We start from the raw sequence: 14,799 nt of genomic DNA, 5'->3' as shown, positions 1-14,799 counted from the left end.
CGCCTCACGTCCATTTGCGCGTGCGATACCACTTGGTGATCACGTATTTGCTGCCTTTGATCACCGGCGTGCCGGCATGCATCGTATCTTCATTGGGCGTGCCGTCGGGCAGGGCGTTGTTCCATACCAGCAGCACACCCGGCTTGGGCTCGAACTTGATACCGACATGGGTGAAATGCGTCTCGCCGCCTTCCTCTACCTCGTTAAGGAATGCCATCGCGGTCCAGCAGCGCTGCCCGCCGCGCTTGCGCTCGTACTGCCAGTACTTCTCACTGGTGTAGAACCAGTCATTATGCGGCTGGAACTGTTGGCCAACCAGATAGCGCTGGCCCTGGATTGCCTCGCCGCATTCGGGGTTCATGCCCAGGAGATCGTCGATCCGGCGCGAGATACCCATCACGAAGGGATCATGCGGGTCGAGGTCGCCCGAATATGAGGTGCGAAAGCCGCTGGCATAGTCCTGCTCGTGCAGCGTGGAAGGCTTGGCGGTGAGATCGATCATCAGGCACAACCGCTCGCATTCTGCCGCGGTGAGGAAATCGCCGAATGCGAAAATCTCCGCCAGCTCGGTATCGATCCTGTAGGCGCGCGGATCGGCTTCGATACGTTTGCGCACCTGCTCGCCGACCCGCCGCAGTGCGTCTTTATCCGGTATGACCTCAGCTTTTGCCATGGTCAGCCTGTTAGCAAAGGCGGCTGGCGGTGCAAGCCATACAGGGCCACTCGCGACCGGCTTGTCGGTTATGGCGAACACGCTACTATGCGGCTTTTCCTTGGAACCGAGAGGTGCGCTCAATGACGGACATGACTTCAAGACGTTACAGCCCAATGGCGATGACGCTGCACTGGCTGGTGTTTCTCGCGGTGATTGCCAATTGGCGGATCGCGGAAGCAGCCGAACACGCCGCAACCGACGAAGCCAGAAGCGCGATCATGGGCAATCATTTTGCCATTGGCGTGCTCATCCTGCTGATGATCCTGCTGCGCTTTGCCTGGCGATTTGTACAAAAGCCGCCCGAACTTTCGAGCGCGCTGGCCGGATGGGAACGCATTCTCGCCAAGGTGACGCATGGGCTGTTCTATGTCCTGCTGATCGTGATGCCCCTGGCGGGCTGGCTGGCGATGTCGAAATATGGCGTGCCGATCAACGTCTTCGGCATCTTCTCGGTGCCGCCGCTGCCGGTTGCGCCCGATCCCGACGGTGCCAAGGCGATTTTCGAATTGCATGCCACTGCGGGTATTTCGCTGTTAATCCTGGTGGCGCTCCACATCATCGGAACGCTCAAGCACACGCTGGTGGACAAGGACGGGAACATCTTTCGCATGCTGCCGTTCGGCGAGCCCAAGGCCTGACTCATTCTGCTTTGTAGAATCAAAACCCCGCCAGTCGCGCTGACTGGCGGGGCTTTTGCTGGCCGGACCAATGAGGGGGAGATCCGGCCAGCGTGACGGTGGGTTTACCAGAAGAAATCGTGGATCACGTCGACCACTTCGCCGCTGTAGATATCGACCAGCAGGGCGTCATCGTAATAGCGCACCCAGCGATAGGGGCCGTAGGCTTCCGGCAGGCGATATTGCCAGGGATCATTGATCCAGTACCTTGAGCCGAAGAACAGGTGGTCGAGGTAGAAGCCGATGCTCACACGGCTGTAATAATGGCTGCGATAGGGCGCGTAATAGCGGCCCAGCCGGTATATGTTCCGGTGCGAGTGGCGATAATTGTACCAGTTGTAGCGGTGGTTGCTGCGCCAGCGCTTGCGATCCCAGCGGTGATAGTCGCCGCGGTATTTGCCGCGATCGTAATAACGCCGCTCGTGATAGACGTGGCGGCTTCCGACGCGATATCCGTCGCGGTCGCGATAGCGATCACGGTCACCGTCGCGATAGCGATCACGGTCACCGTCGCGATAGCTGGTGTTGCGGCTGCCATCGCGATCGCCGTCGCGGTAAATCCGGCGATCCTCCACCCGGTCGCCCGTCCGCTCGTCGCGGCTGCCGTCACGATAGCCTTCGCGGCGCACGTCACGATAGCTGCGGTTGCGGTTCGCGTCCGAATAGCTCTGGTTGCGGCGGGTATCGGCCCCGCGCTGCTCAGACCGGTCGCTGCGGTTCCATTCACGGGTCGAGCGAGTTTCGGCAACGTCCGCGCGGCGGTCGCTCCGGTTCCATTCGCGGGTTGAGCGAGTGTCGGCTATTTCCGCACGGCGGTCGCTCCGGTTCCATTCGCGGCCGCGGCGCTCGTCGCCGCGCTGCTCGGTCCGCTGTTCAACTCGTTGTTCGGGGCGCCGTTCGATCCGGCGATCCTGGCCCGGGTCGCGGGCGACCTGGCGAGTAACGGGCGGTTCGGCGCGATCGCTGCGGCTGATGCGGGCGTCACGCTGTTCGCTGCGCCGCTCGACGCGCTGCGGGCGCTGCTGCTGGCGTGTATCCTTGCGGGCTTCGCCGCGTGAATCGCGGCGGTTCTCGCGCGCTTGCACGCGTTCGGGCTTGTTTTCAACACCTCCGGCCTGCGCTTGGGCAGCGCCGGGCATGGCCGCAAAGGCAAGCACGGCTGCAAGGGCGGTGAAGGCGCTTCCCTTCAAAAGTCTGGCATTGGTCATGGTCGGTTCCTGTACACGCCGCTCCACCACTAACGGCCATGAGTAATGGGCTGGTGGTAGACCCCCGTCACTGACTTCAAACTGAACCGGTTGTGTAGCCTTCTGTTAATGTTTGTTAGCATTTTAATGAACAAGACCGCTCGGCTCATCGCGCGTGGGGCACGCTTGGAACGCATGGAACAGGGTTTAAAAGATAAATTCCGCATCGCAGTGAGCGTGGCTCCGCTGCGTTACAGCGCAGGTTTCCTGCGGGCTTGAAGGCGAAGTTTCGGCGGGCCATCCGTCAGTAATAGATCAGCGCCGCATGGTAGGAAATGCCGGCCTGTCTCGATCGCCCTCGCAGCGGGGGGGGAAGCCGGAAACTGCCGATCCGGCATCGCAACAAAGTTGCAGCCTCACGCATGAGAATCGGGGTTCACCCGCATGTTCCAACCCGCATGTTGGTGCGATCTGTCGAATCGAGGCCGCTGCGGCAAAAGCTGGAACAACCAGCCCCCTCCTGCCGTTCTCCCACTATGAAAGAACCAGAGGAGAGTAAGATGCAGATTCACACATGTATGAGTTCGGACGTGCAAACCGTTTCGACCGACACACCGCTGAGGGCCGTTGCTCAAAGCATGGCGACCCATGACCTTGGTTCAATTCCGGTGTCCGAGAATGACAGATTGATCGGCATGATTACTGACCGGGATATCGCCGTGCGAGGAATCGGCAGGGGCCTGGGCCCCGATGCAAATGCTTCGGAGGTTATGTCCAAGGAGGTTCTCTATTGCCGGGCGCAAGACGAAGTTGACGACGTTCTGCAGAACATGGGCGAGAACCAGGTTCGCCGTCTGCCGGTGGTAGATGACGACAAGCGATTGGTGGGCATCGTTTCCATTGGCGACCTTGTGAAGGCCCGCCCGGCACAAGGCGGTCAATCATTCGCCAAGGTCACGCAGCCGTCCGAACTTCATTCGCAGGTTTTGGCCTAGGAGCGGACAATGAACAGCATGTCGGAAAAATACGAGTTCGGTGAAGGATCGATTGCGGAAATTCCGCGTGAAAGTGAGCCTGTTGACGCCGGGCAGAGCGACCATGGGCTGATCGCTTCCAATCGGGTCGAAGGGACGAAAGTCTTTCGCCCGAATGGAGATCGCATTGGCGAGGTCGACCATTTCATGGTCAACAAGCGGAGTGGACGAGTAGAATACGCCGTGATGAGTTTTGGCGGCTTTCTGGGGCTGGGCGAAGAACTGCGCCCACTTCCCTGGAAAGCCCTTGAATACAATCAGGATTTCGGTGGGTATGTGGTATCTGCCGAAGATGACAAGTTCAAGAACAGTCCTTTCATCAAGGGCGGCACGGCCCCGGAATGGGATAGCGCCTATGCCAGCGCGCTCTACCGTTATTGGGGTGTGCCTTTTTGAGGGTGATGCAGGCCAATGCGCTGTAGCCTTGCCGGTTTTGTGCCACGAAGCCGCCGATGACTTTTGTCGCGGCATATTGGTGGAAAGTCCGGCCCGGATGCGAACAGCAATTTCGCGAGGCATGGCGGCGCGGAACCGAATTGATCCAGCAGAAATACGGATCAAAGGGTTCGCGATTGCACCTTGATGACCAAGGGCGCTTTATCGGCGTGGCTGACTGGCCTGACAGAGCCACCTGGCAAAAGGCTTATGATGCCAAGATGGTCTATGATGACGCCGAAGTGCGCGCTGCCTTCGTCGACGCCCTTGCGGATTGGGGCGAAGAACCCTTGCTGCTGATGGAGGTCACCGATGACCTGCTTGATTCCACCAGCCTTGCATCAAGGGGCTCCTGACAAGGGGAGCGCAGCGCGGAAAGTAGCTGGTCCCCCCGGATCAAGCGCGGGGTGACGATGAATTGGGTATGCTGTGCCGGGAATTCGTAGTTCCGACGTCATGCCGGACTTGATCCGGCATCCCGCTTTTCTTTTACCTGTCGCTATTCATCAAGAAGCGGGACCCCGGATCAAGTCCGGGGTGACGATTTCGTAGACTTCAACTCGCATCGGCTCACCTCGTCAGCTTCTTGTAGGCGAGGCGCGTCGGCCGGTCCGCCGCGTCACCCAGGCGCCGCCGTTTGTCTTCCTCGTAAGCCTCGAAGTTGCCTTCGAACCATTCGACGTGGCTGTTGCCCTCGAACGCCAGGATATGCGTGGCGAGGCGATCGAGGAAGAAGCGATCGTGCGAGATAACCACTGCACAGCCGGCGAAATTTTCGATCGCGTCTTCCAGCGCGGCGAGGGTTTCAACGTCAAGGTCGTTGGTCGGCTCGTCAAGCAGCAGCACATTGCCGCCCTGCTTCAGCATCTTGGCCATGTGCACGCGGTTGCGCTCACCGCCTGACAGCTTGCCGACGTTCTTCTGCTGGTCCGCGCCCTTGAAGTTGAACGCGCCGACATAGGCCCGCGTGCTCATATCCTGGCCGTTGACCTTCATGTAATCGAGCCCGTCGGAGATTTCCTGCCAGACATTATTGGTGGGGTTCAGGTGATCGCGGCTCTGGTCGACATAGCCCAGATGCACCGTCTGGCCGATCTCGACCGTGCCGCTATCGGGCTGTTCCTTGCCGGTGATGATCTTGAACAGGGTGGATTTACCCGCGCCGTTCGGCCCGATCACGCCCACGATGCCGCCCGGCGGCAGGGTGAAGCTGAGGTCTTCGAACAGCAGCTTGTCGCCATAGGCCTTGGAGATATTCTTCACCTCGATAACCTTGCCGCCAAGCCGCTCGGGCACCTGGATCACGATCTGGGCCTTGCCGAGTGCGCGGTTATCCTGCGCGTTCTGCAGTTCCTCGAACTTGCGGATACGTGCCTTGCTTTTGGTCTGGCGCGCGGCGGGGGTCTGCCGGATCCACTCAAGCTCGCGCTGCAGCGCCTTCTGCTTGCCCGATTCCTCGCGGCTTTCCTGCTCCAGCCGCTTGGCCTTCTTTTCCAGATAGGTCGAGTAATTGCCCTCGTAGGGATAGTAGCTGCCGCGGTCCAATTCGAGGATCCAGCCCACAACATTATCGAGGAAATAGCGGTCGTGGGTGATCATCAGCACGGCGCCGGCATATTCCTTCAGGTGGTTTTCGAGCCACTGGACGCTTTCGGCGTCGAGGTGGTTGGTCGGCTCGTCCAGCAGCAGGATCGAAGGCTTCTGGATCAGCAGGCGGGTGAGGGCCACGCGGCGCTTCTCGCCGCCGGAAAGGCTTTCCACGCCCATGTCGCCGGGCGGGCAGCGCAGCGCCTCCATCGCGATTTCTAGCTGGTTGTCGAGCGTCCAGCCATCGACCGCGTCAATCTTGGCCTGCAGCTCGCTCATTTCTTCGCCCAGCTTTTCGAAATCGGCATCGGGATCGGCCATTTCGGCGCTGATCGCATTGAAGCGTTCAACCAGATCGGCGGTTTCGCGCGCACCGTCCCTCACGTTTTCGAGCACGGTCTTGGCCGGATCGAGCTCCGGCTCCTGCTCGAGATAGCCCACGGTAATGTTCTCGCCCGGCCACGCTTCGCCGGTGAAATCCTTGTCGATCCCGGCCATGATCTTGATGAGCGTAGACTTGCCCGCGCCGTTAGGGCCGACGATGCCGATCTTCGCACCCTGATAGAACTGCAAGTTGATATTGCTGAGCACCGGTTTCGGGGCACCGGGGAAGGTTTTGGTCATGTTCTTCATGACATAGGCGTATTGCGCGGCCATCTGGGTCGTCCTTCAAGGAAATTCGCGTGAACGGGATTTGACCGCGCAGATAGGGATTGCGCGGAACAAGGGCAAGCTGGACTTGGCAGTGCCCATTATCGTAGCAATTTTGCCACGATTCCCGCCGCATTTGCGCCCGAGGCGGAGATCAAATTGACCTTGCGCATATATCACGCAAGAGGGCGTTCATCGTTAGATTGGGTCTCAACACCCGGATTGGTCGCGCGCTTTTTCCCAGGCAGCAGGCCGATCCAGCAAGACAGGGTACACACCATATGCGTTCTTCCCGCCTTCTCGGCACCGCCGCAAGCGCCGCGATTGCCACCACTCTGTTCACCGCCGCCCCCGTGGCCGCGCAGGATGCCGAAACCGCAAGCCAGGCCGACAATGGCGTTGGCGTGATTATCGTGACCGCGCAGCGGCGCGAGGAAAACCTGCAGGAAATTCCCGTTTCGGTTGGCACGCTGGGCGGTGAAGCGCTGCAGGTTGTCAGCAGCGCCGGCGCCGATATTCGCGCGCTGTCAGGCCGCGTGCCCAGCCTTAATATCGAAAGCTCGTTCGGGCGCACCTTCCCGCGTTTCTACATCCGCGGCCTGGGCAATACCGATTTTGACCTCAACGCCTCGCAGCCGGTCAGCCTGGTCTATGATGACGTGGTGCTGGAAAACCCGGTGCTGAAAGGCTTCCCGGTGTTCGATCTTGACCGGGTTGAGGTGCTGCGCGGCCCGCAGGGCACGCTGTTCGGCCGCAATACGCCGGCCGGGATCGTCAAGTTCGACACGGTCAAGCCGGGGCAGGGCGATAATTATCTGCGCGGCAGCTATGGCAGCTTGGACACGATCAACCTTGAAGGTGCGGCTGGCGGCCAGCTGAGCGACACCGTGGCGGTGCGCGTTTCGGGCCTCTACCAGGGCCGCAGCGACTGGGTCGACAATCTCGACGAGCCGGGCAAGAACAACCTTGAGGGCTTTGACGAGTTTGCCTTGCGTGCGCAGGTGCAGTTTGAGCCGACCGAAGATTTCTCGCTGCGCCTGATCGGCCAGTATCGCGATCTGGACGGCACCGCGCGCGTGTTCCGCGCCAATGCCTTTGCCCCCGGCAGCAACAAGCTGATCGGGCTTGATGGTCCGGGCAGCAAGTTTGATCGCAAGGAAGTGCGTGCCGATGGCCTCAACTTCCAGGATCTGAAGAGCTACAATCTGGGCGCCGTGCTGGATTATGATCTGGGCCCGGTCACGATCACTTCGGTCACCAGCTACTGGAATGCAGAACTGTTCAGCCGCGGCGATATCGACGGCGGCTTCGGTTGCAGCTTCTGTGGGGCGGGCTTCACCGACAACAGCAACCCGGGCTTCATCCCCTTTCCTGCGCAAAGCCAGGACAATGTGCCCAGCCTTGACCAGTTCACGCAGGAACTGCGCTTCGCCTCGAACGATGGCGGCCCGCTGGGCTACCAGGCAGGCGTGTTCTACTTCAACGAGAAGCTGGACATCGAAAGCTTCGATTTCGGCACGCCAACCGACACCACGCCCGCAGCAGTCGCGCTTCAGCGCCAGGTGAGCGAGGCCTGGGCGGTGTTCGGATCGGTATTCTACGAATTCGACAACGGCCTGCGCCTGCAGGGCGGCATCCGCTATAATGACGACCAGCGCGATTTCGCCGCCAGCCGCCCGATCGATACGCGGCCCGGCTTCCTGGGCTTTGGCGGTCCGGTGCCGGAGCAGACCGCGAATGTCGATGACGAAGTCCTTACCTGGGATATTGCCGCCAGCATGCCCGCATCCGAGGACGTCAACCTCTATGCCCGCGTCGCGCGTGGCTATCGCGCGCCTTCGGTGCAGGGTCGCCTCGTCTTCGGCCGGGAACTTTCGGTTGCCGATAGCGAAACGACGATGAGCTATGAAGCGGGCGTGAAGACCATCCTTGCCGGTGGCAAGATCCGCTTCAACCTGGGCGGCTATTACTTCAACACCGAAGATCTGCAGCTCACCGCCGTGGGCGGGGCCAACAATTTCACCACGCTGCTCAATGCCGATGAGGTGGAAGGATATGGCTTCGAGGCCGAGCTGCAGGCACGCCCGACCGATGGCATCGAATTCGCTGCGGGGCTTTCCTATAACGACACGCAGATCAACGATCCCGATGCCTTCGTTGCGGGCTGCGGTGCGCCTTGCACCGTGCTCGATCCGGAACGCACGCCGGGCAGCAACATTTTCTCGATCGATGGCAACCGGTTGCCGCAGGCTCCGCGCTGGACCGCGAACTGGTCGCTTGGCCTGACCGAGGAAATCCCCGGCACCAGCGGAGAGATTTACCTCTTCACTGACTGGGCATACCGCTCGAAGGTGCAGTTCTTCCTTTATGAATCGGTCGAGTTCAGCGACGATTCGATGCTCGAAGGGGGCTTGCGCATCGGCTATCGCACCGATCGCTATGATATTGCCCTGTTCGGCCGCAACATCACCAATGATGTTTCGGCGGTATCGGGGATCGACTTCAACAACCTCACTGCGATGGTCAATGAACCGCGCATCTGGGGTGTCGAGGCCGGTATCACCTTCTGATCCGGCTTTGATCGGAGATAAGGGGCCGCGCGCTTTCGAGTGTGCGGCCCTTTCTCTATCCAGTGAAGCTGTGGCGCATGAGCCCTGGCATCAGCGCCGCCTGCAGCCCGGCGCGCAGCAGCAGGAACAGCACGAAACTGCCCCATAGCGCGTGATTGCCGAGCGGCCAGCTGAACCACAGCGTCAGCGCGAATACCGCCGCCGCACCCGCCATCGATAGCAGCATGGCGCGGGTCCAGCTGGCGCCCACGAACACACCGTCGAACACGAAGCTGGCAACGCCTGCAAAGGGGATCACCGCCAGCCAGATTGCCTGCGACTGTGCAATGCGCTCCACCCCCGGCGTTGCCGCAAAACTGGCCAGAATCGGATCCGCGAAGAGTGCGAAGAAAATGGCGACCAGCGCCGCCGCGCCGAGCCCGCGCCATAATATCGCACGGACATAGCTCGCAAACCCCGCGCGATCATTCGCGCCCGCACGTTCGCCATTGAGCACCTGTGCGGCATTCTCGAACCCGTCGAGCAGCAGCGCGGTCAAGATGAACAGCTGGTAGATGATGCCGTTCGCGGCCAGCACTTCGGGGCCGCGCTCGGCGGAAAGGCGCGTGATTGCCGCCAGCGCCACGGTGAGCACCAAAGTGCGCAGGAACAGGTCGCGATTGACCGACAGGAACGGGCGCAGCGCCTGCCAGCGCAGCACCGCGCGGTCCGTCAGCGCGGCGAGCAGCGCGCCGCCTGCCGTGCCGCGCCACACCAGCACGGCAAGAATCGCCAGCTTGGCATATTCGGCGATAAAGCTTGACCACCCGATCCCCGCAATGCCCCAGTCGAGCCGCAGCGCAAGAAACAAGCCGAGCGCGACATTGAGCGCGTTGTAAATTACCTCGATCGCCAGCACCATGCCCATCTGGCGGCGCCCGACGAGGAAGCCGATCAGTGCAAGGTTGAGCATTACGCCGGGCGCGGTCCAGTAACGGATTTCCGCATAGACCTGCGCCGCTGCAAGCACGCGGCCATCGGCCCCCAGCGCGCCAAGCATCAAGGGCATCAGCAGCGGCTTGAGCAAGAGCAGTGCCAGCGCGATTGCCAGCCCGATCGCTATCCCGCGCGCCAGCAATTGCGCCTGCGCCGTCTCGCCGCCCTGTTCGCCAGCGCGGGTGCCGGCCTGCGCCACCATCCCGGTGGTTCCGGTCTTGAGAAAGTTCATCACCGTGAACAGCACGGCGAAAAGCCGGGCGCCAACATCGACCGCACCCTGCGTCGCGGCATCTTCCAGCCGCCCGACAATCCACATGTCACCGATCCCGATCAGCGCGGTGGCGACATTGGTGAGCATGGCAGGAATCGCGATCACCCAGATCGCACGAGTATCGAGAGGGAATGCTTTGGCGCGGGCTTGCGTCACGCGATTGCTGTTCCCCTCGCTAATCGAAACTGGTCGGGGAGACTGGATTCGAACCAGCGACCCCCTGTACCCAAAACAGGTGCGCTACCAGGCTGCGCCACTCCCCGACCGATTTCAACGCATCACTGCGGGCTTTACCCCGCCGCCGCTGGTGGGCCCGGCAGGATTCGAACCCGCGACCTAGCCGTTATGAGCGGCCAGCTCTAACCACTGAGCTACAGGCCCGTACAGCGGAGCGCGATGCGCGATGGCCCCTACAATGCAACATCGCACGAAACAAGCGCGCTTATGCGCTTGTGCGCAAATCGGCCTTGCGCAAGGCGAAAGGCGGCGTCAGCCCGCCTCGCTGTGCGGCGGGCAGGGCTCTTCTTCATCGCCGCTATTTTCACCGATATCTTCGCCGCCCAGCGTAACCGCTGCCAGCGGCAGCGACAGGCACACCCGGTCTTCCACCTGCACCAGATTGCCGCCCGCTCCGCGCGCCTCGGCCCGCGCCAGCCGCATGCTGAAACCGGCGCCGAACAGCCCCGCGCTGAGCCCGCTGGCGTTGGGGCGGATTTCAGCAGTGAAAATATCGTCTTCGGCGATCAATTGTGCCGGAATCTGGCACCACAGCCGGGCTTCGTCATCGTCGGTATCAAGCTCGGCGGCCAGCTCTTCGCCTGCGGTAACCGCGCCTGCCAGCGTGGCCAGTATACGCCAGGCCAGAGCTTCGGCTTCCTCAGGGTCGATTTCAACCCAGATGCCGCGCGCTCCGCCCTGGGCCAGATCGATCCCGGCCATGCGCGGGGCAAGCACCTGGGACAGCTGATCGCTCATGCGCCGCGCCAGGGCACTGAAATCGGTCTTGCCGCCGGCAATCGAAGTGATGCCGCTCTCGAGTTTGGCCAGCCGGTCGAGTTCGTCGAAACCCGCCAGGATATTTGCTGCATCGCCTGCGATCGTTGCCGCGAGCGCGCGATAGGCATTGGGCACCGGGCCATAAAGCTGCTGGTGAATCAATTCCGCGAAACCTTGCACGGCGTTCACTGGCGTGCGCAATTCGTGCAGCAGCTGGCGCAAGCGGTCTGCCTCGCTCGATCCGCCTGCACCGTGCCTGCCCGGTGAGAACGGGCGGCGGAAGCGCCCGACATAGCCGTGGAAGCGGCCGCCGGTGCGCGAGAAGCGCGGGTGCGCATCGACCACCCATTCGCCGCGGATCGCCTGCGCGCCTTCCAGCGTGCGCAGCTGCGCCTCGATCGGTTGTTGCTGGGCAAAAGCGCTGGCGATCGGGTTGCGCGCGCCGCCGTTTTCGTTGGCGCTGCGTTCGAACAGCCGCTGGCCGACCACCATTGGCGCCGCCACCGGATCGGCCCATTCGATCCGCCCCTCCGCATCGCAGGCAAAACCGAAGCCGCCGATCGCGTGCTCGGCCCGCGATGATTGCTCGCCCAGCGGCAGGCGCGGGGAAAGGTCGCTGGCGGGCGGTTCGGCGCTGCGGTCACGCCGGAACTGGGCAATGCGTTCGACCAGCGCGGCAATTTCGTTCTTCTCGCCCGCGCTGCCGGGGATTGGCGCTGCGGGGCGCATACGGCGGGCCGCCGGTTCATCGCGCTTGCCGGCAATTTGTACCGGCTCGGGCTCTTCGCGTTCGGGGATTGGCGGGGCTTCGAAGTCGTCCGCGATCTGCTGTGCATCCGTCAACTCAAGTGCATCGCCAACTGCGGGGACATCGCCTTGCGGCTGGGGCAGGCCGCGATCGTGGATGCCAAGTTGATCGAGCAACTGCTCGGCGCGCGGCGGCAGGTCGCGCCGCAGCCGCAGGAAGCCGCGTGCGCGGATTGGCAGGCGCGGGATCAGCGCGGTCCAGTCATCTTCGGTCAGCTCTGCCCGCGCCAATGCCGCGGAGATCACTTCGGGCTCATCCTCGGCCAGATGCGCGGCAAGCTGCGGATTGCGAAAGCGCCAGCCTGGTTCGCGGATCATCCGTGCGCGTTCACCCGCCGGGATCTGTTCGCCCAACGCGCCCAGCCGCAGCCACGCCGCCGCAATCAGGCTGTCGTCGCGGCCATATTTGCGATTGCCCAGCAGATCGAGCAGCTGCCTGAACTGTGTGCGCGCGCCCCGCTCGCTGGTGGCGCGATGGCGCAACACAGTGGCAAGGCGGTCATCGAAAAACATCACTTCTCCAGGCAGGCGCGAATCGCGCAGGCAAAGCAGGTGCGCACAATGCACGCCGAACTTGTCCTATCAGCAAGAACACTGGTTTGGGCAAAGCCATTCTCGATGCGTTGCAAAGCGGGACAATTGCTGGCAGGAACAATAATATTATCCCAGAACGCCCGAAAAGGGCGCAAGTGTTGCATTCCCGCCCAAATCAGGGCGGATTTCGAGTCAAGGACGCAAGAAATGGCCAATCTGGATGAGATCGATCGTCGATTGCTGTCGGAATTGCAGCGTGAAGGGCGCGTGACCAATGTCGAACTGGCGCAGCGCGTGGGGCTCACCGCGCCGCCTTGCCTGCGCCGCGTTCGCGGGCTTGAGGAAGATGGGGTGATCAAGGGCTATCACGCCGATCTCGATGCCTCGAAGCTGGGCTTTGCGATCACCGTTTTTGCCATGGTCAGCCTCAAGAGCCAGGCCGAAAGCGCGCTGCGCGAATTTGAAGAGCATATGAAACAGCTGCCCGAAGTGCGCGAATGCCATATGCTCAATGGCGAGATCGATTTCATCCTCAAGGTCGTGAGCAAGGACTTGCAGAGCTTTCAGGAGTTCCTCACCAGCAAGCTTACGCCTGCGCCCAATGTGGAAAGCGTGAAGACTTCGCTGACGATCCGCACCGCCAAGCATGAACCGGGCGTGCCGCTGGAGTAGGGGAGATGGCTGAAGCTGCGTCCGAGCCAGGCGAAATCAACGGGCATTGCCTGTGCGGGGCAGTGCAGATCACGCTCAGAAATCCGAAGCCGCAGGTTGAAGTTTGCCAATGCGCCATGTGTCGGCGCTGGGGCGGGGCGTTCTATTCGGCACTGAGCGGCGAGAGCTTTGCCATTACCGGCGATGACAGCATCGGCACCTACCGTTCGAGCGATTGGGCCGAGCGGGCCTTCTGCAAGCATTGCGGCAGCAGCCTGTGGTACAAGTTCCTGCCGACCGGCAACCGCAGCTTCCTGGCGGGGCTGTTCTCAGCGGCTGACAACTATCCCGTCGAGCGCGAGATCTTCGCCGACGAGGCCGCGGCATGGACCGAGCTGCCGGGCGAGCACGCCCGGTTGAGCAGTGCGGAGACCATCGCCGAAGCGAAGGATGCGGGCTACGATCTGGGATGAAGTCGTGAAGCGGATCTAGATTTCCGGCTTCGCGGGAATGACGGGCATTGGCCCGCTAGCTGACGCTCACCCTTCCCGCTTCGCCAGCACCTCCGCCGTGTCCACCACTTGCACGTCGGTCATCATCCGCAGGTAGGCGTCAAACCAGGGCTTGTGCGCCGATCCCACGATCACCAGCACGCGCCCGCCAGGGTGGCGGGCAGCGACTTCGCGGATGTTGGCAACCATGCGAAGGTTGCGCACTTCCCACAGAGCGACGCGATGGCGGCCAACCTGGTCGGGGCTGGGGCGGTTCAGCATGTTCAGCCATTGCCCATCTGCATCCAGCTGGCCAGAGGCCGGGCTGTTCAGTAAGCGATAAGTGGCCAGGGTTTCGGCGGGTGTGTTGAGGTGGTCGGAAGCTTCGGCCAACGCCTTGAAGCGCGGATCGGCCAGCAACTCCGCCAGCCAGGGTTCGGCCATGAAGGCTGCCATTGGCGTGTTCATCGCCGGATCCTGCTCATCGCTCTGATCATCGGTGGGGTTCACGCGTTCCAGGCCCAACCGCACTGCCAATCGGACGGCGATCAGATGATTTTCATTGCGGCGGGCGGCATAGGTGTCGAGCTCGCGGGCCAGAAGCGACGAGATACTGGCATCGGCAATGCGATCGGCCGGTGCCAGTCGCCACCATTGCACCAGCGCCGAATTCGGATCGCCGGCTGCAACGAACAGTGCTGCCAGCCGCCGCCGCTGTGCCGGTGTAGGCGCGTCCGGCCAGGCAGCTAACGTGCGCCGAACCTCGGCATCGGCCTGCGGCATGTCCATTGCCAGCGTGGTGCGGCTGATCCCGGCTAATATCATAGCTCTGCCACCATAGGTTCGCGCCACGTCGGGGTAAGATTCCCGATATGCCCACATGGAGTGGATGCCGACCCCGGTCAGCGCCTCGATGGCAATGGCATCAGGTTCGAAACCGGCCAGCCGATCGAGCAGCGGTTCCAGCACCGACGGGTCCCAGCCATCGGGCGTTCCGCTGAGATGCGGGGTGCCCAGCACCATGATCTGTGTTGGCTCACCCACATGGGCCTGCTGGTAGGTGCGCGGATCGAAAGGGGCCGCGGGGTCTTGCGAAGCGGCCAGCGGAGCCGCCGCCAGACCGGCAATGAGCAGGATCAAGGTCGAGATTGGAGCTTTTGACATGTTTCCCTTTCGCACCGGGCGCGGCGATTCACTGTATTACTGTTGTATAAC

General features: G+C 62.0%; 13 protein-coding genes and 2 tRNA genes. 7 read left to right on the top strand and 8 right to left on the bottom strand.

What is annotated here, in order from left to right; all coding sequences use genetic code 11:
* Positions 1-4 precede the first annotated feature (4 nt).
* Positions 5-673, bottom strand: coding sequence for a prolyl hydroxylase family protein (locus ACX3VQ_RS02180; RefSeq protein WP_462579306.1), 669 nt, complete (start codon positions 671-673; stop codon positions 5-7).
* A gap of 122 nt (positions 674-795) precedes the next feature.
* On the opposite strand from ACX3VQ_RS02180, the gene ACX3VQ_RS02175 reads away from it, so the two are divergent.
* Positions 796-1,353, top strand: a complete 558-nt coding sequence (locus ACX3VQ_RS02175) for a cytochrome b (protein ID WP_462579304.1) — start codon at positions 796-798, stop codon at positions 1,351-1,353.
* A gap of 104 nt (positions 1,354-1,457) precedes the next feature.
* On the opposite strand, the gene ACX3VQ_RS02170 is transcribed toward ACX3VQ_RS02175, so the two are convergent.
* The gene (locus tag ACX3VQ_RS02170; RefSeq protein WP_462579303.1) at positions 1,458-2,600 is read right to left on the bottom strand and encodes an RcnB family protein; all 1,143 of its coding nucleotides are present in this window, start codon (positions 2,598-2,600) and stop codon (positions 1,458-1,460) included.
* A 539-nt stretch (positions 2,601-3,139) separates the two neighbouring features.
* Between ACX3VQ_RS02170 and ACX3VQ_RS02165 the strand changes: the two genes are divergently transcribed.
* Genes ACX3VQ_RS02165 through ACX3VQ_RS02155 form a run of 3 tightly spaced genes read left to right on the top strand, consistent with a single transcriptional unit; the run spans position 3,140 to position 4,404 of the window.
* Positions 3,140-3,574: a CBS domain-containing protein gene (locus ACX3VQ_RS02165; protein WP_462579302.1), complete on the top strand. Its 435-nt coding sequence runs from the start codon at positions 3,140-3,142 to the stop codon at positions 3,572-3,574.
* A gap of 9 nt (positions 3,575-3,583) precedes the next feature.
* The gene (locus ACX3VQ_RS02160; RefSeq protein ID WP_462571789.1) at positions 3,584-4,009 is read left to right on the top strand and encodes a PRC-barrel domain-containing protein; all 426 of its coding nucleotides are present in this window, start codon (positions 3,584-3,586) and stop codon (positions 4,007-4,009) included.
* Between the two features lie 56 nt (positions 4,010-4,065).
* The gene (locus ACX3VQ_RS02155; RefSeq protein ID WP_462579300.1) at positions 4,066-4,404 is read left to right on the top strand and encodes an antibiotic biosynthesis monooxygenase family protein; all 339 of its coding nucleotides are present in this window, start codon (positions 4,066-4,068) and stop codon (positions 4,402-4,404) included.
* A 214-nt stretch (positions 4,405-4,618) separates the two neighbouring features.
* Here the strand turns inward: ACX3VQ_RS02155 and ettA are convergent, their stop codons facing one another.
* Positions 4,619-6,292 carry an energy-dependent translational throttle protein EttA gene (ettA, locus tag ACX3VQ_RS02150; RefSeq protein WP_462579298.1) on the bottom strand — a complete coding sequence of 558 codons (1,674 nt, stop codon included), beginning with the start codon at positions 6,290-6,292 and terminating at the stop codon, positions 4,619-4,621.
* Between the two features lie 275 nt (positions 6,293-6,567).
* On the opposite strand from ettA, the gene ACX3VQ_RS02145 reads away from it, so the two are divergent.
* Positions 6,568-8,856 (top strand): TonB-dependent receptor, encoded by a 2,289-nt coding sequence (locus ACX3VQ_RS02145; protein ID WP_462579296.1) that lies wholly within the window; start codon positions 6,568-6,570, stop codon positions 8,854-8,856.
* A 55-nt stretch (positions 8,857-8,911) separates the two neighbouring features.
* Here ACX3VQ_RS02145 and ACX3VQ_RS02140 read toward each other — a convergent pair whose 3' ends face one another.
* From ACX3VQ_RS02140 to ACX3VQ_RS02125, 4 genes are all read right to left on the bottom strand, one after another.
* Positions 8,912-10,261: an MATE family efflux transporter gene (locus tag ACX3VQ_RS02140; protein ID WP_462579295.1), complete on the bottom strand. Its 1,350-nt coding sequence runs from the start codon at positions 10,259-10,261 to the stop codon at positions 8,912-8,914.
* 30 nt (positions 10,262-10,291) lie between these two features.
* A tRNA-Pro gene (locus ACX3VQ_RS02135) sits at positions 10,292-10,368 on the bottom strand.
* 42 nt (positions 10,369-10,410) lie between these two features.
* A tRNA-Ile gene (locus tag ACX3VQ_RS02130) sits at positions 10,411-10,486 on the bottom strand.
* Positions 10,487-10,594: 108 nt separating this feature from the next.
* Positions 10,595-12,421 (bottom strand): histidine kinase dimerization/phospho-acceptor domain-containing protein, encoded by a 1,827-nt coding sequence (locus ACX3VQ_RS02125; protein WP_462579293.1) that lies wholly within the window; start codon positions 12,419-12,421, stop codon positions 10,595-10,597.
* Positions 12,422-12,649: 228 nt separating this feature from the next.
* On the opposite strand from ACX3VQ_RS02125, the gene ACX3VQ_RS02120 reads away from it, so the two are divergent.
* The gene (locus ACX3VQ_RS02120; protein ID WP_462579291.1) at positions 12,650-13,114 is read left to right on the top strand and encodes an Lrp/AsnC family transcriptional regulator; all 465 of its coding nucleotides are present in this window, start codon (positions 12,650-12,652) and stop codon (positions 13,112-13,114) included.
* Between the two features lie 5 nt (positions 13,115-13,119).
* Positions 13,120-13,566, top strand: coding sequence for a GFA family protein (locus ACX3VQ_RS02115; RefSeq protein WP_462571798.1), 447 nt, complete (start codon positions 13,120-13,122; stop codon positions 13,564-13,566).
* A gap of 66 nt (positions 13,567-13,632) precedes the next feature.
* On the opposite strand, the gene ACX3VQ_RS02110 is transcribed toward ACX3VQ_RS02115, so the two are convergent.
* Positions 13,633-14,748, bottom strand: coding sequence for a DUF5694 domain-containing protein (locus ACX3VQ_RS02110; RefSeq protein ID WP_462579289.1), 1,116 nt, complete (start codon positions 14,746-14,748; stop codon positions 13,633-13,635).
* Between the last annotated feature and the right edge of the window lie 51 nt (positions 14,749-14,799).

The sequence above is a fragment of the Altererythrobacter chaiwopuensis genome (assembly GCF_054957735.1).
This window is presented reverse-complemented; position numbering and strand designations above follow the sequence as displayed.